Consider the following 18,769-nt stretch of genomic DNA (forward strand, 5'->3'; position numbering starts at 1 on the left):
GGATTTGTTGGGCGCACCTACGACATGGATCGACCTATTTTCGTATTATGTTATCTTATAGAAACATAAAGCGGCCTTCCCGTTGCAACGTGAAGCCTCTTAGGCGTCCCGGGCGATCGCCTCCCGATGAAGCGCGACGAGCGGACGACACGCCGCCAGGACGAGGGATGCGCCGAGCGGCCCGCAGACCAGCCCGATGACGATGAAGCCGGCGGAGAGATGCTGGGGGCCGCCGAACAGGCCGGAAACGACCGTGATCGCACTGGGCCCCAGCCCCATCGACAGCAGGGAATTGATGAGCAGGTAGACGCTCATCAGCTCCCCGCGGAGCGTCGTGGGCGCGGTCCACTGAACGGCGACCATGCACATCACCCCCGTGCCCGAAAGCGCGAAGAGCCCCAGCGCATAGAAGGCGAGGAAGAGATGCGGCGCCGGCGCGAAACCCGACGCGACCATGAAGGCCGAGCCCGCCGACAGCCCGCAGACCAGGATCATCGGAAGGGCGATCAGATGGCCGCGACGCACCAGCCACTCGACGAGATTCGTGAAGATCAGGACACCCGCCACGCCCCCGACCGTACTGACGGAGCCCAGATAGATGCCCGCGTCCGAGATCTTCCACCCGAACTCACGCAGGAGATAGCTGGGCGCCCAGGCGCTCATCCCCACCGCAATGGCCTGGCCAAGCGCCCCACCGAGGAACATGAGGATCAGCGGGCGCCATCGGGCGTCGAAGGCGGCGAGTCCCTTTCCCCGCGTCGGCGCGGCTTCGGCGGTCGCGGGGCGCGGCGGCTCGGGCAGGGTGAGGAAGATCAGGACGGCGATCAGCAGAGCCGGCGCGCCCACGATCATGAACACCAGTTGCCACGGCTTGACGCCGCCCAGGAGCGGCAGTTCGATCAGCAGGCGCGTCCCGATCGCGGCCAGCACCAACCCGCCGATGACATAGGCCAGCTTGGCCCCCAGGTTTCCCATGGCCACGTAGACGCCCATCGCGCGGGCCCGCCGCTCCCGCGGGAACATGTCCGAGATGAGGGATGTCACGCTGGGCGTCAGCGCCGCCTCCCCCACCGCCACCCCGATCCGCATCAGGCAGAGGAAGACGAAGCTGGCGGCGAAGCCCGAGGCGAAGGTGCAGGCCCCCCAGAGCACCGCCGTGCAGATGATGATGCGGCGACGGCTCACCCGGTCGGCAAGGCGTCCCATGGGCACGCCGACCAGCGAGTAGAAGACCGCGAACGTCGCGCCGATCAGCAGGCTCATCTGGTTGTCGGTGAGCCCGAGGTCCGCCTTGATCGGTTCCACCAGCAGGCCGAGGATCGCGCGGTCCACGAAGGCGACGATGTAGAGCGTGCCCAGCAGCAGCACGGCGTACCAGGCTCGGCCGGGGCCGACCACGGGACCGGACTTTTCCACGGAATATCCCTCCTCGCAGCCCGGCCGTCGGGACGCGCCGGCCTTCCAGCGGTCCTCTCGTTGGTTCCCGAGATGCACGCGCCTAATTAATGTAAATATTACCCTATATCTAGCGCGATTTGCGCCGCTCGACGTCGAAGGCGCCAGTGGCGGCCTGAAACCCCGCCTCGTCGCCCACAGGCGTGACGCGCTGCGCGTGCGGATTCTGCGGAGCCTTCCCGCTGGCGCTATTTATAATTGAATGATTGCACTGTATTTAGTCGCGCGCGATCCACTGGCCTGCACAACGCGACATCATCCCGGGTCCGGAAGGCGCCCCGCCGTTGCCGGGGAGGCGTTCACCGGATTAAGGAATCTGCGATTGCCAGGGTTCGCGCGTTGGGAAGCTGCTTTTGCAGGGCAGAAGGCTGGGGACACGGAATTGAGCAGGAAAGCCAACGCACGAGCCGCAGATGACCTTGCGGCGAACGAGCGATCGATTCGCATTCCGAAGGCCGCGGAGCTGATCGCCGAAACCATCCGCCAGCGTGTCGTGCAGGGCGAACTGAAGGAGGGGGACGCCCTGCCCTCCGAACCCGACCTGATGGTCGAGTTTCACGTCTCGCGAGCCTCGCTGCGGGAGGCGTTCCGCATCCTCGAGGCGGAATCGCTGATCGAGGTCAAGCGGGGCGCCCGCGGCGGCGCACGCATTCGCCTGCCCCGCGACGACACCGCCGCCAAGTCGATCGGCATTCTCCTCCAGATCCGCGGCGCGCCCCTCAAGGAGCTGTTCGACGCGCGGCTGATCATCGAGCCGCCGCTGATCAACCAGCTCGCGCTCACGCGGACCGAGGCGCACCTGGAGGAGTTGCAGCAGCATCTCGCGTACGAACACGCCCACATGAACGACTTCCGGGCCTTCGGTATCGCCGCCACCGAATTCCACCGGATTCTGGTGCGTCAGGCCGGCAACACGACGCTGGCGCTCTTCGTGGGCATGCTCGACGAACTCTACCTGCGCCAGCTCAACCGCTTCATCGCCCGGGACCGGCCCGACCAGGCGCGCCTCAACAAGGCGTCCTTCACCACCCACAGCCAGCTCGTCGAGACCATCGCCGCCAAGGACGGCGAGGCCGCGGAGGCGATCTGGCGCTATCACATGCAGCGTTCCCGCCGCGTGATCCTCGCGGAACTCGGCGAGGACGCCCTGATCTCGGTCTACTGAGGGCGGGCGCCCCACCGAACGGGAGCCCCTCCGGCGGCCGGCGTCAGTAGACGAGCGTGCCGCCCCCGTCGATCACCAGGGTCACCCCGTTGACGAAGGACGCCGCGGGGCTGAGCAGGAACGCGATCGCGTGGGCGACCTCCTGCGGCTGCCCCAGCCGGCCGAGCGGGGAACGCTCGATCATCAGCTTGCCGTAGGCGCCCTCGGTCAGGTCGCCGATGCGCGGCGTCTCGATCACGCCCGGCGCCACCGCGCAGGCCCGATACCGCCCGGCGGCCATGACGGCCTGGTATCGCGTCAGGCCCGCGATCGCCGCCTTGCCCGCGCCATACCACCCATTGCCGATGCCGCCGGCCGCGGCGATCCGGTCGGCGACCACAGCGGGCGGCGGCCCGCCCGAGAAGGCCCCCGCGACCGAGGCCACGTTCACCACCGCCGCGCCCTGGGCGGGAATGGCCTTCGACCATGCCTGGGTCATGATCTGGACGCTGCCCGCGGTCTGGGCCAGCCCCGCCTCGATGCTGAGCGGCGCGGAGCTCGGCGGGCCGGCGTTGTTCGCCAGATAGCCGATCGGGCCGAACTCGGCGTGCAGCTCCGCGAACAGCGCATTGACCGCCTCGCGATCGGCGGTGTCGAGCCGGCGCCGGGAGAACCCCTCTCCGAAATCGAGGCTGTCCAGGCCCGCCTGATTGATGTCGAGGCCGACGACCCTGACATTCTGCGCCAGAAGCAGCGGCGCCAGTTCCTTGCCGATCCCGCTGGCGACGCCGCTGACGACGGCGACGCTCCCCTTCGGGAAACCGAGGAAGTCTGCGACGGCGGTCATTGGGCGACTCCGGAAACAACGACAAGGGCGTCGGCGGCGATGGCCGCGCCATTCGCCACACGCACCGGATTCACGTCGATCTCGACGATCTCCGGCAACTCGAGGGCGGCCTGCCCCAGAGCCACGGCGAGGCGCGCGACGGCCCCCAGTTCGGCCGGGTCCAGGCCCCGCCCGGAGGTGACCAGGCGGCCCCCGAGCAGACCGCCCAGGGCCCGCTCGACGTCCGAGGCGTCGAAGGGCGCCGGCAGGAGCGCCGCCTCGCCCATGATCTCGACCATCACGCCGCCCAGCCCGACCGCGACGATGGGACCGAAGACCGGGTCGCGCGTCATGCCGCACAGGATCTCCAGCCGCGCCGGCGCCATCTCCTGGACCAGCACGCCTTCGATCTTCGCGTCCGGCGCGTTGCGGGCCACCTCGGCGAGGAGGCCCGAATGGCCGGCGCGAACCTCGTCGTCTCCCGAGAGGCCGAGGCGTACGCCGCCCACGTCCGACTTGTGCGGCAGGGCGTAGGACATGACCTTGAGCGCGACCTTGCCCCCGAGGGCCGCCGCCGCGGCGACGGCGTCGTCGGCCGAGCGGCACATCGCCTCGCGCGTGACCGGCGCGCCGTACAGCGCCAGCAAGGCCTTCGACTCCACTTCCATCAGCGTGTCCCCGCCGCGCGCCGACAGGATCGCCCGCGCCGCCGCCACACGCCCGGGATCGGAGGGCGACATCTTCGGGCGCGCCGTCCGTTTCGGGGCCAGGGAGAATTCGGCCATCGCCGCCAGGGCATGAGCCGCCCGCCGCGGGTCGGTGTAGGCGGGCACGCCCACGTTCAGCAGCGTGGTGGGCAGCAGCGTGGAGACGAACGCCACCGGTTTTTCCGTCGAGCCGTGCGAACGGATGTACATCTCGGGATGCAGCGGGTTGCCGATGATGACGGGCGCCAGCATGTCCACGGCGTCGGTAGCCGGCACCTTGGTCAGGACCGCCTCGAACGTGCCCGGCGAGCTGAGCGCCTGGGCGGTCACGTCCACGGGGTTGGCGACCGAGCCCATGAAGGGCTTGGGCATCAGCTCCATCAGCATCGCCTGGGCGTCCGCCGGCAGCGTCGGCGCTTCGAGGCCCTCGAGCAGGCAGGCGTCGGCGAGGATGACGCCGGCTCCGCCAGATCCGGTGATGATGCCGACGCGACGGCCGCGGGCGCGGCGGCCGCCCTGGAAGATCACGCCCAGGTCGAGCATCTCCTCCAGGCTGGCGACCGAGAAGACGCCGTACTGCCGGCAGACGGCGTCGAAGGCCTGGGCCGAACCGACCATCGAGCCCGTGTGCGCCTGCGCGGCCGCCGCGGCCGCTTCGGACCGGCCGGCCTTGAGCACGATGAAGGGCTTGTCGAGGGCCTGCGCCCTGAGGGCGGTCTCGATGAACAGATCGGGGTCGCGCAGCGCCTCGAAGGCGCCCAGCAGGACGCGGACGTCGTCGCGCTCCACCAGCTCGCGCAGCACCGCCGAGACGCTGGCGTCCACTTCGTTGCCGGTGCTGACGAACCAGCCCAGGTTCAGCCCCGCGGTCAGGGCCTTGCGCACCATATAGCCGCCCAGGCCGCCGCTCTGCGAAACCAGCGCCACGGGGCCGCCTGCGGGCAGCGGATCGGTGGGGTCCAACACGAAGTTGGCCATCACCCCGTCCGTCAGGTTCATGAACCCGATGCAGTTGGGGCCCATGGCCCGAAGGCCGGTACGGGCCAGGATCTCCGCCACCTGCGCCTGCAGGCCGGGTCCCGCGCCGCCCACCTCCGCGAAGCCTGAGGTGATGATCACGACACCGCCCACGCCCTGCGCGGCGCACGCCTCGAGCACGGCGGCCACGCCATCGGCCGGAACGACGACGATCGCCAGGTCGATGTCCCGCGGCAGGTCGGCGACGCTGGCGTAGGCCTTCAGGCCTTGAACCTCGGATTCACGCGGATTGACCGGATAGATGGGGCCGTCGAAGGCCCGCGCGACATTGGCGGTCACATAGCCGCCGATGCCCGGCAGCCGGTTCGACGCGCCGACGATGGCGATGGACCGCGGCTTGAGCAGGGCGCCGAGCGGGCGCGACTGGGCCTCGGCCCGAAGAGGGACGGCGTTCATGCTCAACGGCCCTTGAAGACGGGCGTGCGCTTGGCGAGGAACGCGCTGGCCGCTTCCTTGTGATCCTCGCTGACCATCGTCGCGCCCTCCAGCAGCAGGCCGGTCTCGAGCAGTAGGTGGATGCGGTCGCGGATGACGCGGTTCAGCGTCTCCTTGGTGCCGCGCGCCGCCAGCGGCGCGATGCTCGCGAGCTTGGTCGCCAGGCGCAGCGCCTCGGCGTCCAGGTCGGCGGCCGGCACCGCCTTCAGCACCAGGCCCAGGCGGGCGGCCTCCACGCCCGAGATGCGCTCGCCGGTCATGAGGTACCACTTCACGGCCCCCATCGAGGCCAGCAGCGGCCACAGCACGGCGCCGCCGTCCCCGGCCACCAGCCCGATGTTCACGTGGGTGTCGGCGATCACCGCGTCCTCGGCCATCACGACCGTGTCGCAGAGCAGGGCGATCGTCGCGCCCAGGCCCATGGCGAAACCCTGGAGCGCGCAGACCGTCGGCTGCGGCACGGCGAGCAGCATGTCGATCATCCGCGCGGCGCTGAGGGTGTCGCGGACCGCGAGCGCCGGGCTTTCCGCCCCCTCGTCGCCTCCGCCCTCCATGGTGTTGACGTCTCCGCCCGCACAGAAGGCTTTGCCCTCCCCGCGAAGCACGATCGCCCGCACGTCCGGATCGTCCGCCGCCTGTTCAAGGATGCCGCGCAGGGCGGCATGCACGTCGCCGTTGATCGCGTTGCGGCGCTCGGGCCGGTTCAGCGAGACGACCAGGACATGGCCTTCCCGGCGGGCCAGCACGGTGGTGAAGGATTCGTAGCCGGACATTCGAGGCTCTCCGTTCGCTCAGTTGGCCGCCGGCCAGCGCGCCTCGACCAGGTCGCGGGCGTGGGCGCGCAGGCCTTGCATTTCGAGGCGAAGGGTCTGCAGGCGCAGGGTGTAGAGGTGCAGGTCGTATTCGGTGGTGAAGCCCATCGCGCCGGTGAGTTGGTGGGTCTCGTAGAAGACGCGCTGGGCCGTCTCCGACGCGATGATGGCCGCCGTGGCCGCCTGCTCGGCCGGAGCACCGCGGAAGGCCGCCTCGCGGGTCGCCCAGGTCGCCGCGTCGGTCGAGACGTGACACTCGACGATGCGATGTTGCAGGGCCTGATAGGTCGCCAGCGGCCGGTCGAACTGCACCCGATCGCCCATGTAGCGGACCGTGAGGTCCACGGCGCCGCGCGCCGAGCCGCTGATCTCGGCGGCGATCGCGATCCGCCACCAGCGGCGCGCGACGGCGCCCGCGCCCGGCGCCAGGGCCTCGCCCTTCGCCTCGGTGATCCTGGCCATCGGATAGCCGAACTTCGACTTGACCGGTTCGGCCCTGAACTCGCCGCGACGGGCCAGGCGGGCGTCGTCGCCGTCCAGCACGATGAGCATGTCGGCCTCGGCGCCGTAGCGGACGGCGTTCATGGCGCCCTGCTCGGCCACGGCGATGACCTCGGGCAGGTCGCCGTGGATGATCGACGGCGCGACGATGCTGCGGGCGCCGATCGGCGCCAGGGCGGCGGCCTGCGCGCTCCACTGGGTGACGAGGGCGGCGACCAGCGCTCCGGCCTCGGGCTCGCCGAACAGGTCGAGGAAGCCCGCCTCGGACATCTCGGCGAGCAGCAGCCGGTCGAAATCCTCGGCCGCCCGCAACGCGCGGGCGCGGGCAGGGCCGGCGCGGCGCTCGAGCAGCTTGCCGCAGGCGTCCGCGATCTGCTGCTGCAGTTCGTTCAGTTGCATGTCCATGGGGCTACTTCCTGCCGGCGCCGATCAGCTCGCGCGCGATCATGTTGAGCTGCATTTCCAGGGTGCCGGTGGCCACGCCGGACGACAGGGCGTGGCCGAACTGCTTGGCGCCGAAACTGCCCTTCAGCAGGGCGCCGCTCCCTTCGATCTGGACGACCGCGTCATAGACCGCCCGCTCGGCGCGGATGGTCGCGACGCGGTAGACGTAGGCGGTCTCCTCGGGCGCCTCGCCCTTCGCGCGCTGGTCGACCACGCGATAGATCAGGACGCGCGCCGCCTCGCAGGCCGCCCGCGCCGTGGCCACCGCCTGAGAGATCACCGGGTCGTCGAGCAGGCCGGCCTCGCGCCCGGCCGCCGCCGCGCGGTCGAGCAGGACCGCGGCCCGCCGGAAGCGCGCCACGCCGACGCGCTCGTTCACCAGCAGTTGCCGGATGATCGGCCAGCCGCCGTTCTCGGGGCCCAGCCGCCACGCCTCGGGCGCACGCACGCCGTCGAAGACGCACTGGTTGAACGTGCCGCCCGAGAAGATCGACGGGATCTCGCTGATCGTCACGCCCGGCGCGTCGGTCGGCACCAGGAAGATCGAGATGCCGTGATGCTTGCGCGCATCGGGATCGGTCCGGGCCAGCAGGAAGCAGAAGTCGGCGGTGTCGGCGTAGGACGTCCACACCTTTTCGCCCTCGATCAGGTAGTCTTCGCCGGTCCAGGTGGCCTTGGTGCGCAGATTGGCCAGGTCCGAACCGGCGCCCGGCTCGGAAAAGCCCTGGCACCAGACGACGTCGCCGCGGCTGATGCGGCTGAGATGATACGCCTTCTGCTCCTCGGTCCCCGCCAGGATCAGCGCCGGCCCCACCCAGTTCACGCACATGTACTGGGCCGTGCGGGGCTCGCCGTGGGCCACCATCTCCTCGCTGAGGATCAGTTGCTGCCAGGGTGACTGCGCCAGTCCGCCGTACTCCCGGGGCCACGCCGGCGTCAGCCAGCGCTTTTCGGCCAGCTTCACGGCGAACGCCTTCGAGAACGCCTTCTGCTCCTCGGGCTCCATGGCGAAGGCGTCGAAGTCCGCGGGCAGCTCGGCCTCGAGGAACGTCTTCAGATCGTGGCGGAACTCGGCCTCTTCGGGGGCCCACTCAAAGTCCATCTTGTCCTCCCCTGCAAGCGCCTCTCAGCGAGGCATCCCCAGGACCTGGTTCGCGAGAATGTTCTTCTGGATCTCGGAGGTGCCTCCGAAGATGCTGATGGTCCGGGAGCGCAGGTAGCTGGCGAAGCTGGTGTTATCGGCGTCGGTGAACGCCGCCGCCCCGTTGATCTCCAGCTCGAGGCTGCGGATCGCCTGCTCGGCGCGGGTCAGCAGCAGCCGCGCCACCGAGCCATCCGGCCCCGGCGGCTTGCCCGCGACCCGCTGGGAGAGCTGCTGCATCACATTGAGCCGCAGCGCCTCTCCGATCACATAGATGCGGGCGATCGCCTTGCGGGTCTCGGGATCGTTCAGCAGGCCGCGCTCGGCCGCGACGCCCTCGATGCGCCGCAGCGCGGTCTGGAATGTCGCGATCAGCCCGATGTCCGCCGGGCCACGCTCGAAGGCGAGCACGGTCATGGCGATCCGCCATCCCTCGCCCGGCTTCCCGATCATCTGGTCCGCGGGGATCTCGACATTGTCGAAGAACATCTCGCAGGTCTCGGGCGCGCCGTCCGAGATCTTGATCGGGCGGATGGTGATCCCCGGCGCCTTGGCCGAGGTCAGCAGGCAACTGATCCCCTTGTGCTTGGCCGCGTCCCTGTCGGTCCGCACCAGCATGACGCACCAGTCCGCGTGCTGTGCGCCGCTGGTCCAGAGTTTCTGGCCGTTGACCACCCACTTGTCGCCCTTGAGTTCGGCGTAGGTGCGAAGGCCGGCCAGGTCCGAGCCCGCCCCGGGTTCGCTGAAACCCTGGCACCACTGGATGTCGCCCCGCAGCATGGGCGGCAGGAACTGCTGCTTCTGCGCCTCGGTGCCGTAGGTGAAGATGGCCCGCCCCAGATAGGCGTGGAACGAGATGCGCGGCGTATCCGCCCGGCCCAGTTCATCGTTCAGGATCGCCTCGTAGGTCGCCGAGAGGCCGTGGCCGCCGTACTCCTTGGGCCAGGACAGGCCGACGAACCCGCCCTCGTACAGGGTCCTCTGCCAGCGCCGCAGCAGGGCGCCGTGCTCGGCCTCGGTCCGCGCATGATCGCGCCAGTTCGGAATCGCGTTCCGACCGAGCCATTCGCGCACGCGAAGGCGGAAAGCGGTCTCTTCCTCGTTCTCTCGGTAATCCATCAGTTCCGGCCCATGCGCAGGTCGGCGATGGCCAGCAGCTGGCAGGCCTCGTCGCCGAAGATCTTGCGGTCGAACATCGCGCGGCGCGTCCGAATGTGCGCCTCGTGCTCCCAGGTCTGGCCGATGCCGCCGTAGGCCTGCATCAGCATCTCGCCCACCTTCTGCGCGACCGGCGCGCAATAGGCCTTGGCGCTGCGGGCCGCGAGCAGTCCGCTCTCGGCGTCCAGCGCATCGACGGCCCAGGCGGCATAGCTGGTGACGCTGGCCGCGGCCTCGGTCTCGACCAGCATTTCGGCGCACATGTGCTGCACGGCCTGGAACGAGCCGATCGGCACGCCGTACTGGATGCGGGCCTTGGCGTACTCGACCACACGCCGCAGGCCATCGGAGAGCACGCCGACCATGTCGGCGCAGGCCAGGGCCAGTGCGAGCGACGTCCATCTCGCGAGGTCGTCATCCGACAACGGCCGGCCAATGGGCTCCACGGCGCTCCCGTCCGCGAGCACGCCCAGGGGCCGCGTCATGTCCACGCCCGCCAGCGCCCCCATGCCGCCGAGGCCGACCCGCGCCACGCGCCGGTCGGCGCCGATGGCCAGGCCATAGGCCGCCCCCTCGGCGTCGATGCAGATCGCGCCGTGCGGCGCCTCGGCGTCGGCCAGCCGGTCGAGTTCCGGGGTCAGCAGGACCGTGTAGCGGGCGCGCCCCTCGGCGATATCCGAGATCCAGGCCTCGGCCGCGCCGGCGCGGCCGAGGAGGTCGGCCGCCAGCACCGAGCCCACGAACGGCATAGGCGCCAAGGTTCCGGACAGGCTCTGGGCCACCAGCATGACCTCGACCCCGGATGCGAGCGGCGTCCCGTCCTCGTCGCGCGTCCGCATGCCCAGCAGGCCCGCCTCGGCGAGCGCCCCCCAGGCCTTCACGCGATCGAGACGACCCAGATCGGCCGGCGTCGTCACCGACACCGAGTCGGCGATGCGGGAGGCCGTGCTCCGCAGCATCTCCTGTTCCTCGGTAAAGACAGCTCGCACCCCAATGTCTCCAATAATTCTAATTATTATCCTATATAGACTCTGCTTGTGCCGAGGCGCAAGCGGCCTTCGCCGGGAAAAGACACGACGATCGACAGGGATTCCGTAGAGGGACTTCAGGGTCGGGCGCGCCGGATGGCCGATCCGCCTCTGCGCGGAGCTCCGCCTACTTCGCCGGCTCGACCAGCGCCTGGTAGACCAGGGTCCGGGACATCGCCTGGAGGTCCAGCCGCACGGGGCCACCCATCACCTGGATCATCCCGACGAAGACCACGTCGTAGGTCGGATCCACCCAGAACCAGGTGCTGGCCGCGCCGTCCCAGCTCATCGTCCCCCTGCCTTCGAGCGATCCGGCGCGGACGGGGTCGTCGACCACCATGACGCCCAGGCCGTAGCCGATGGCCTCTCCGAAGTTGATTCCATTCCCGTTCGGCAGGTCCCAAGCCGCCTTCGGAATGGCGTTCGTCCCCATCAGCCTGACCGTGGCCGGCGACAGGATCCTCGTCCCGTCCAGTCGGCCGCCGTTGGCCAGCATCTGAGCGAAACGCGCATAGTCGGTCGCCGTCGAGACGAGACCGCCGCCGCCCGATTCCAGTCGGGGCGGCTTGCTGTAGTCATTGACGAACGGACCCGGAGGCGGCGCGACCAGCCCGCCCGACCTGGGATCGAAGGCGTAGAGATCGACGAGACGCCCCAGCTTCTCCGGCGGCGCCATGAAGGCGGTGTCCCTCATACCCAGAGGGCCGAAGATGCGTTGTTGCAGGAAGGCCCCGAGCGTCTGTCCCGACAGCTTCTCGATGATGCGGCCTTCGACATCCATCGAGATCGAGTAGGACCAGGCCGTCCCCGGCTGGGAGAGGAGTGGAATGCCGGCCACCTTCTCGGTCATGGCCTGGAGGCTGTCCGACTGCATCACCGCGCGCTCGCGGAACAGGCGGTTCACTTCCCGGCCGTCCATCTGGCCGTAGCCCAGGCCCGCCGTATGACTCATCAGCTCGCGCATCGTCGGCGGCCGCCTGGCGTCCTCGATGATCGGCTGGCCGCGCGCGTCCGTTCCGGCCACCACCTTCATCTGCGAGAACTCGGGCAGATACTTGCTGACGGGGTCGTCGAGGCGCCACTTGCCCTCCTCGAACAGGATCATCAGCCCGACCGAGGTGATCGGCTTGGTCATCGAGTAGATCCGGAAGATCGCATCCCGGCCGAGGGGCTCGGGTCGGCTCAGGCTGGCCTTCCCGTAGCTGTTGAACGCCACCACCTTCCCGTGCCGCATCAGGACGGTGTTCATGCCCGCGACGCGGCCGCCGTCGACGAACGATTGCATCGCCGCGTCCAGACGCTTCAGGCGCTCGGCCGAGAAGCCGACAGATTCCGGGCTCGCGGTCGGCAGCGGCCGAGGCGCCGGGATCGGCGCCGCCGAGGCCGCGCCGACCAGGACCAGACTCGCCGCCGCGGCCAACATCAGCCGCCGCGGACGCCGCACCCTAGAACTCCTTCCGGACGCGGAGACCGTACATCCTGGGGTCGCCCAGGAAGCCCTCATACCCGCCCGTCAGCAGCGGCCCGTTGAAGGCGAAGGCCATGTAGTCCTTCTTGAAGAGATTGGTGGCGAAGCCCTCGATCTTCAGGCCGTCCGCGTTGCGGACGCCGACCCGCAGGTTGGCGATGCCATAGCCCTTCTGGACCAGGTTGGGATCCAGCGCCTGGTTGAAGAATGCCTTGCTGCGATAGGCGTAGTCGGCCTGGAAGAAGCCGGTCCAGTCCGAATCCCCCAGAGGATGGTCGTAGGCGGCCGAGAGGTTGAACGTGGTCCTCGGCGCCTGGGGCAGCGTGCGGCCGGTCAGATCGCAGGCGCCGGCCACACCCTGCGGGCAGGCGCCCAGCTTGAAGTCGTTGTACTTGGCCTCGATGAAGGCGGCCTGGCCCGAGATCGACAGGCCGGTCACCGGCCGGGCGATGACCTCCAGCTCCAGCCCCCGCGTCGTGAACTTCGGCGCATTGCCCGACAGGAACCGGATGCCGTCGTACTGGACCGTCTGGAAGTTCTTGTAGACCGTGTTGAAAATCGTGGCGTTCAGCAGCAGGCGGCGATCCATCAGTGTGGAACGGATGCCGATCTCGGTGTTGAGGTTGGTCTCCTCCTCGAACTCGAACTCGGTGAAGACCAGCGGCCGGCCCAGGTCGAAGCCCCCCGGCTTGAAGCCCCGCGCCACCGAGGCATACACCATGACGTCCGACGAGACGTCGTAGGTTCCCGTGATCGTGTAGGTGAACTGCCCCTCGTTCCGGGACGCCTTCCGGTCGTAGGTCGGCGAAACGAAGTTCTGCGCGACCTGGATGTCGTGCGCGTCCTGGTTCTCCTGCGAGTACCGGGCGCCGACCGCCAACTTGAAGGCGTCGGTGAACTGGTAGCTCACCTGACCGAAGGCCGCGTACGAGACGTCGCGAATCTTGAACCGGCTGCGGGTCGTGCCGTCCTGGGTCGGCGCACGCAGCGTCAGGGGCACGAAGCGCGTCACGCCCTGCGCCGCCGAGTTGCGGTGGAAGTAGAAGAGGCCGCCCACCCACTGGAGCTTGTCTTCACCGTTCGACGCCAGCCGGAACTCCTGGCTGTACTGATCGTGCTGCTGGGCGCCATAGGTCTCGATGACCGGCAAGGCGAAGGCGCCGGCGTCGTTCTGGGCGCGGATGTTCCATTCCCGCCAGGCGCTGAGCGAGGTCAGGGTGGCGAAGCCCAGGTCGTAATTGACCTCGGCCGAAAGGCCGGCGCCCTGCGGCTTGATGAAATCCTCCAGCCCCGTCAGCTTGAGCCGGCTGTAAGGATAGTTCCCGGCGGCGACGGCCAGCGGCGCGGCGGGCTGGCCCACCGTGACGGCGCCCGGCTTGAGGAAGAGCAGGACGTTGCCGCAGCAGTTGGAGTTTTCGCGGGTGTAGTCGGCGATGACCTGGACTTCGAGATTGTCGCGCTCATAACCCAGCTTGCCGCGCACGCCCCAGCGCCGCTGGTCGTTCACGTCCTCGCGTCGCGTCACATTGTAGACCGTGCCCCCGCGCTCCGTGCCATAGGCCGAGAAGCTGGCCCCCAGGACGCCGGGGATCAGGGGGCCGCTGACCGAGACGCGCGCCTCGCGGCGATCATAGTTGCCGACGACGCCCTCGATGAAGCCCCGGGTCTCGTTGAGACTCGGCTTGGCGGTGATGATGTGGATGAGGCCGGCCGAGGTGTTCATCCCGAACAGCGTGCCCTGCGGCCCGCGCAGCACCTCGATGTGGTCGATGTCGGCCAGCTCGTTGAAGGCCATGCCCACGCGCGACATGAAAACCCCGTCGATGAACACACCGACCGACGACTGCTTGCCGTTGTCCTGGGCCGTCGTGACGCCGCGCAGGCCGATACGCGCGGCGCGCGGATCGCTGTTGGCGTCGGTGACGAGGCCCGGCGCGAACTGGGTCAGATTCTGGAAATCCCGGAGGCCTGACCGCTCCAGCGCTTCACCCGAGATCGCGACGATCGAGATCGGCACGTCCTGGATGTTCTCGGCGCGTTTCTGGGCGGTGACCGTGACCTCCGCCACCGTCGAGTCGTCGGCGAAAGCCGGAGCAGGCGAAAGGCAGGCGGCGCAGGCGGCCGCGAAGAGCATCGCGCGATTGTATCTCATGGACGTTCCCCCAAGACGCAAGACCCGGCTATGGCCGCCGGCTTTCCTCTGCGTCACCAAACTAAGTAGTATACTATTTAGACCATTACAAGCTGCTACGCGACGTTTCAACGCCTGGAATCGCCCTTCCCTTCGTAGTTTCGCTTCAAAATGGTATAATTGTTGAATTCATTTTCGGCGCGCACGGCCGTGGAACGAGACTGGCCTCCAGGTGTCGCCTGACAGTCCGAACCCTGTGTATCCGGGGCCGATCAAGCGCCGCGACCTACGCCCTTGGCCGGGCAGGTTTCGCGAAGCGGATCGACCCGCGAACGGGACAGGCGGACGCCCCCGGACTCGCCGGCCCGTTCCTCCGCGGAGGGGGCAGGCCCGGCCTGACGTGGGACGGCCTAGAAGACCAGGCCGACCTGCACGTCCCGCTTGCCGGTGTAGGGCTGGCGGCCGTGCATCGTGTAGATGTTGTCGAGCAGCATGAAGTCGCCGTGTTCATACGGCAGGTTGACGGCCAGGGCGTCGAGGACGTCGTAGAGCGGCGTCACCAGATCGTCGGGGATGTCCCCGCCGTCGCCGTAGAGGATTTCGATCGGCCGCGGCCGGCCGGCCGGGAAAGCCGCGTTGAGCTTGTCGTAGTTCCTGTCCAGCCGCGCGCGGTTGAAATGCATGCCCTGCACCTGGGCGAACCAGATCTCTTCTCCCGTCGCCGAGTGGTTCACGAAGCCTGAAGAGCGGTAGTGCATGGAGAGAGAGCCGTCGTCTTCCCATACCGCCGCGCAGCCGACCGCCTCACACGCAGCTTCGGCCTGCTCGACGGTCTCGACCTGGAGCACGTCGGTCCACTCGCGACGGAACAGCGCCTTCAGCGGATCGGCTTCCGGGCCCGGCTTCCGATAGTTTCGACGGTAGAGGACGCCGCGCTCGCGCACCGAGTCCATCAGGCGCGCCGGAATCTGCTTCTGGTAACGGCGCGCGTCGCCGATGGTCGTACAGCCGCCCGTCTCCGAGGGGATCAGGCAGTAGAACGCCACCGCCTTCGGATAGTTGGGCAGGTAGCCCATTTCCTGATGCAGGATGATCTTCTGCTCGGGCGGCACGCGGCTGGCCTCGAAGACCTTGCCCGAGATGTTGCTGCGGGGCGTGAGACCGCCGGCATAGCCCATCGGGTCCGTATCATAACGCTCGATCATGGCGTTGAACGCGGCCGTATCGGGGATCGCGAAGCCCCGCAGGACGACGCCGCCATAGGCGGGCAGAAGATCCTCCAGCGTCCGGTGGTGTTCCTCGAACCACGACTGGACCGCCTCGGGGTCGTTGGCCAGGCTCCCGGTCGCCGGCTCGACGATCAGCGGCAAGCCGTGTTCGTCGTAGGGCCGGGAGGTGACGTCGCGCGGCAGGTTCACGGTCTTCAGTTCTACGCCCATCTTCGTTTCCCCTCGCCCGGCCGATCACTCCAGCCGGCGGCCCATAGATAGCATTTATTACACTATTTACAACCGCTGTCCGATCGTCCAGACCGTGGGACGTTCAGGGAGCGTCGATCATGTCCGAAGCCTCATCCGCCGAAGCCGCCCTCCGCCGCGATCTCGCCGCCTGCTATCGGCTGGTGGCGATGATGGGATGGGACGACCTGCTCTACACCCACCTCTCGGTTCGTGTGCCAGGCCCGGAACACCACTTCCTGCTCAATCCCTTCGGGCTGCTGTTCGAAGAGGTCACGGCCTCGTCGCTGGTCAAGGTCGATCTCGACGGCAACATCGTCGAACCGTCCCCGCATCCGATCAACACCGCCGGGTTCACGATCCATTCGGCGGTCCATGCGGCGCGCGAAGACGCCCAGTGCGTCATGCACCTGCACACGGTCGCCGGCACCGGCGTGGCGTGCCAGGAGGAAGGGCTGATGCCCCTGCATCAGGAAGCCATGCTGATCCGCGGCCAGCTCGCCTATCACGACTACGAGGGCGTCGCCCTGGACCATGACGAACGGCCCCGCCTCGTGGCGGATCTGGGCGACAAGAACTTCATGCTCCTGCGCAGCCACGGGACGCTGACCTGCGGCGCAAGCATCGCCACGGCCTTCCAGCGCATGTATCGGCTGGAGCGCGCCTGCGAGATGCAGATCGCCGCGCTGTCCGGCGCCCGGCCGGTGATCGTTCCCAACCAGGCCGTGCAGCAGATCACCCACGAGCAGGGATCGAACGATCCTCAACCCGTGGCGGACCGATACCTATGGCCCGCCCTGCTCAGGAAGCTGGACCGCATGGGCTCGGACTACTGGCGCTAGGGGGCCGTCATGCAGCGTTACGACATCGCCGTGATCCCCGGCGACGGGATCGGCCGGGAAGTCATGGTCGAGGGGGTCGCCGCGGTGAGGGCCGCCGCGGCCCGGTTCGGCTTCGAGGCGGCGTTCCGCGAATTCGACTGGAGCTGCGAACTCTACAAGGCGACGGGCGCGATGATGCCCCCCGACGGGATCGAACGCCTCCGGGATCATGACGCCATCTTCCTGGGGGCCGTGGGCTTTCCGGGCGTGCCGGACCACATCTCGCTCTGGGGCCTGCTCATCCCGATCCGCCGGCATTTCGACCAGTACGTGAACCTGCGGCCCGTCCGGTTGCTGCGGGGCGTGCGCTCGCCGCTGCGCGACGTGGAGCCCGGCGACATCGACTTCTGGATCGTGCGCGAGAACAGCGAGGGGGAGTATTCCCAACTCGGCGGACGACAGTTCGAAGGCACGCCCCAGGAACTGGCGCTCCAGACCGCCGTCTTCACGCGCCACGGCTGCGACCGGATCATCACCTACGCCTTCGAACTAGCGCGCAGGCTGGGGCGCACCCGCGTCGACTCCGCGACCAAGTCGAACGGCATCTATCACGCCATGCCGTTCTGGGATGAGCGGTTCGCGGCGGTCGCCGCCGGCTATCCCGACATCGCCACCGAACTGCACCACGTCGACATCCTGGCCGCGCGCTTCGTGATGCGGCCGCAGCGGTTCCAGGTGGTTGTCGGCTCGAACCTGTTCGGGGACATCCTGTCCGACCTGGGCCCGGGCGTCACCGGCACCATCGCGGTGGCGCCTTCGGCCAACATCAATCCCGAGCGGACTTATCCTTCCATGTTCGAGCCGGTTCATGGCTCGGCGCCCGACATCGCGGGCCGGGGGATCGCCAATCCGATCGGCCAGATCTGGTCCGCGGCCATGATGCTGGACCACCTGGGCCAGCCCGAAGCCGGCCAGGCCATCCTCGAGGCGATCGAGGCCACCCTGACGGCCCCCGACGCGCCCCTGACCCCCGACCTCGGTGGCAGCGCCACGACCCGTGAACTGGGCGGCGCCATCGTGCGCCGCATTTTCGAGGGGACCTGAGATGCACGCTGTCGTTCGACGCGCGGGAGCGCTGATCTGCGCCGAGGTTCCCGATCCTGCGCCGGGTCAGGGGCAGGTGCTTCTGCGCACGCTGGCGTGCGGCATCTGCGGCTCGGACCTGCACGCGCACGTCCACATGGAGCGTCGCGCGCGGACCCATGCCAAGGCGGGTCGCCCCGTCGTCACGGATCCGGCGCGGGACATGATCTTCGGTCACGAGTTCTGCGGCCAGGTGCTGGACTACGGCCCCGGCGCTGAACGCCGGTTCGAGCCTGGCGCCCGCGTAGTCGCCCTCCCCTACGCCACGGGCCCGAACGGCCGTGAGACCGTGGGCTTCTCCAACCGGTTCCCCGGAGGCTACGGCGAGCTGATCTGTGTCGACGCCGGCATGCTGATGCCGGTGCCCGACCACGTCAGCGACCACCAGGCGGCGATGGTGGAGCCCTTCGCGGTCGGCGCCCACGCCGTGGCGGAGGCGACGCTGGACGCGGATTCGGTGGCCATGGTGATCGGCTGCGGTCCCGTGGGCCTAGCGGTGGTCGCTTCCCTCAAGGCCCGCGGCTTCGGCCCGATCGTCGCCGTCGACTACTCCCCAGGACGGCGCGCCATCGCCGAGCGGCTGGGCGCCGATGTCACGATCGATCCGGGCCAGCAGTCGCCGCACAGCCAGTGGGGCCCGCTGGGCGTCCACCTGTCCCTGCTGGAAAGGGAGGCCGCCCGCGAGCTCGGCCAGCGGGTGCGCAAGCCGGTCGTGTTCGAGTGCGTGGGCGTCCCTGGCGTACTGCAGGGCATCATCCAGGGCGTGGCGCCCGGCGCACAGATCGTCGTCGCCGGCGTCTGCATGGAGGAAGATCGCTTCGAGCCCTCCATGGCGATCAACAAGCAGCTCCAGATGCGCTTCGTCGCGGCGTACACGCCGGCGGAGTTCGCAGCCATCCTCGCCGACATCGCCGAGGGTCGCATCGACGTGACGCCGGCGATCAGCGGCGTGGTCGGGCGCTCGGGCGTGGCGGGTGCGTTCGACGCCCTGTCCAAGCCCGACTCCGACATCAAGATCATCATCGAGAGCGGCCGGGCGTAGCCCCGCCCTCGTCCCGGA

15 protein-coding genes are annotated in these 18,769 nt (G+C 68.8%); 4 read left to right on the forward strand and 11 right to left on the reverse strand.

All coding sequences use genetic code 11. The features are described 5' to 3' along the window. Positions 1-99: 99 nt before the first annotated feature. Positions 100-1,416 carry an MFS transporter gene (locus WG212_RS06645; RefSeq protein WP_337186293.1) on the reverse strand — a complete coding sequence of 439 codons (1,317 nt, stop codon included), beginning with the start codon at positions 1,414-1,416 and terminating at the stop codon, positions 100-102. 421 nt (positions 1,417-1,837) lie between these two features. Here WG212_RS06645 and WG212_RS06650 point away from each other — a divergent pair, with 421 nt between their 5' ends. Beyond that, complete coding sequence (locus WG212_RS06650) at positions 1,838-2,620, forward strand: FCD domain-containing protein (protein ID WP_337186294.1); 783 nt, start codon at positions 1,838-1,840, stop codon at positions 2,618-2,620. 43 nt (positions 2,621-2,663) lie between these two features. On the opposite strand, the gene WG212_RS06655 is transcribed toward WG212_RS06650, so the two are convergent. The 10 genes from WG212_RS06655 to WG212_RS06700 form a co-directional block, all read right to left on the reverse strand. Beyond that, positions 2,664-3,446, reverse strand: a complete 783-nt coding sequence (locus WG212_RS06655) for an SDR family oxidoreductase (RefSeq protein ID WP_337186295.1) — start codon at positions 3,444-3,446, stop codon at positions 2,664-2,666. Then, on the reverse strand, positions 3,443-5,566 hold the full coding sequence (locus tag WG212_RS06660) for an acetate--CoA ligase family protein (protein ID WP_337186296.1): 2,124 nt from the start codon (positions 5,564-5,566) through the stop codon (positions 3,443-3,445). Before WG212_RS06660 ends, WG212_RS06655 begins: the two co-directional genes overlap by 4 nt. A 2-nt stretch (positions 5,567-5,568) precedes the next feature. Continuing rightward, on the reverse strand, positions 5,569-6,378 hold the full coding sequence (locus WG212_RS06665) for an enoyl-CoA hydratase/isomerase family protein (protein ID WP_337186297.1): 810 nt from the start codon (positions 6,376-6,378) through the stop codon (positions 5,569-5,571). Positions 6,379-6,396: 18 nt separating this feature from the next. Beyond that, positions 6,397-7,323 (reverse strand): acyl-CoA dehydrogenase family protein, encoded by a 927-nt coding sequence (locus WG212_RS06670; protein ID WP_337186298.1) that lies wholly within the window; start codon positions 7,321-7,323, stop codon positions 6,397-6,399. A gap of 4 nt (positions 7,324-7,327) precedes the next feature. Further along, positions 7,328-8,464, reverse strand: coding sequence for an acyl-CoA dehydrogenase family protein (locus WG212_RS06675; RefSeq protein ID WP_337186299.1), 1,137 nt, complete (start codon positions 8,462-8,464; stop codon positions 7,328-7,330). Between the two features lie 24 nt (positions 8,465-8,488). Beyond that, positions 8,489-9,622: an acyl-CoA dehydrogenase family protein gene (locus WG212_RS06680; RefSeq protein ID WP_337186300.1), complete on the reverse strand. Its 1,134-nt coding sequence runs from the start codon at positions 9,620-9,622 to the stop codon at positions 8,489-8,491. Then, positions 9,622-10,893, reverse strand: coding sequence for an acyl-CoA dehydrogenase (locus WG212_RS06685; protein WP_337186301.1), 1,272 nt, complete (start codon positions 10,891-10,893; stop codon positions 9,622-9,624). Before WG212_RS06685 ends, WG212_RS06680 begins: the two co-directional genes overlap by 1 nt. After that, positions 10,817-12,133: a serine hydrolase domain-containing protein gene (locus WG212_RS06690; protein ID WP_337186302.1), complete on the reverse strand. Its 1,317-nt coding sequence runs from the start codon at positions 12,131-12,133 to the stop codon at positions 10,817-10,819. Before WG212_RS06690 ends, WG212_RS06685 begins: the two co-directional genes overlap by 77 nt. A gap of 1 nt (position 12,134) precedes the next feature. Further along, positions 12,135-14,309, reverse strand: coding sequence for a TonB-dependent receptor (locus WG212_RS06695; protein ID WP_337186303.1), 2,175 nt, complete (start codon positions 14,307-14,309; stop codon positions 12,135-12,137). A 389-nt stretch (positions 14,310-14,698) separates the two neighbouring features. Then, the gene (locus WG212_RS06700) at positions 14,699-15,727 is read right to left on the reverse strand and encodes a TauD/TfdA family dioxygenase (protein WP_337186304.1); all 1,029 of its coding nucleotides are present in this window, start codon (positions 15,725-15,727) and stop codon (positions 14,699-14,701) included. 119 nt (positions 15,728-15,846) lie between these two features. On the opposite strand from WG212_RS06700, the gene WG212_RS06705 reads away from it, so the two are divergent. The 3 genes from WG212_RS06705 to WG212_RS06715 are packed head-to-tail and all read left to right on the forward strand — an operon-like array spanning position 15,847 to position 18,751. Next, positions 15,847-16,587 carry a class II aldolase/adducin family protein gene (locus WG212_RS06705; RefSeq protein WP_337186305.1) on the forward strand — a complete coding sequence of 247 codons (741 nt, stop codon included), beginning with the start codon at positions 15,847-15,849 and terminating at the stop codon, positions 16,585-16,587. A 9-nt stretch (positions 16,588-16,596) separates the two neighbouring features. After that, positions 16,597-17,670, forward strand: a complete 1,074-nt coding sequence (locus WG212_RS06710) for a tartrate dehydrogenase (protein ID WP_337186306.1) — start codon at positions 16,597-16,599, stop codon at positions 17,668-17,670. A gap of 1 nt (position 17,671) precedes the next feature. Continuing rightward, complete coding sequence (locus WG212_RS06715) at positions 17,672-18,751, forward strand: zinc-binding dehydrogenase (RefSeq protein WP_337186307.1); 1,080 nt, start codon at positions 17,672-17,674, stop codon at positions 18,749-18,751. The last annotated feature ends 18 nt before the right edge of the window (positions 18,752-18,769 follow it).

The sequence above is a fragment of the Phenylobacterium sp. genome, from assembly GCF_037189685.1.
Lineage (GTDB): Bacteria > Pseudomonadota > Alphaproteobacteria > Caulobacterales > Caulobacteraceae > Phenylobacterium.

Excerpts from the sequence above, each read along its gene's own strand:
- WG212_RS06655 (WP_337186295.1), bottom strand. The coding sequence starts at position 3,446 with ATGACCGCCGTCGCAGACTTCCTCGGTTTCCCGAAGGGGAGCGTCGCC.
- WG212_RS06660 (WP_337186296.1), bottom strand. The coding sequence starts at position 5,566 with ATGAACGCCGTCCCTCTTCGGGCCGAGGCCCAGTCGCGCCCGCTCGGC.
- WG212_RS06665 (WP_337186297.1), bottom strand. The coding sequence starts at position 6,378 with ATGTCCGGCTACGAATCCTTCACCACCGTGCTGGCCCGCCGGGAAGGC.
- WG212_RS06670 (WP_337186298.1), bottom strand. The coding sequence starts at position 7,323 with ATGGACATGCAACTGAACGAACTGCAGCAGCAGATCGCGGACGCCTGC.
- WG212_RS06675 (WP_337186299.1), bottom strand. The coding sequence starts at position 8,464 with ATGGACTTTGAGTGGGCCCCCGAAGAGGCCGAGTTCCGCCACGATCTG.
- WG212_RS06680 (WP_337186300.1), bottom strand. The coding sequence starts at position 9,622 with ATGGATTACCGAGAGAACGAGGAAGAGACCGCTTTCCGCCTTCGCGTG.
- WG212_RS06695 (WP_337186303.1), bottom strand. The coding sequence starts at position 14,309 with ATGAGATACAATCGCGCGATGCTCTTCGCGGCCGCCTGCGCCGCCTGC.
- WG212_RS06700 (WP_337186304.1), bottom strand. The coding sequence starts at position 15,727 with ATGGGCGTAGAACTGAAGACCGTGAACCTGCCGCGCGACGTCACCTCC.
- WG212_RS06705 (WP_337186305.1), top strand. The coding sequence starts at position 15,847 with ATGTCCGAAGCCTCATCCGCCGAAGCCGCCCTCCGCCGCGATCTCGCC.
- WG212_RS06710 (WP_337186306.1), top strand. The coding sequence starts at position 16,597 with ATGCAGCGTTACGACATCGCCGTGATCCCCGGCGACGGGATCGGCCGG.
- WG212_RS06715 (WP_337186307.1), top strand. The coding sequence starts at position 17,672 with ATGCACGCTGTCGTTCGACGCGCGGGAGCGCTGATCTGCGCCGAGGTT.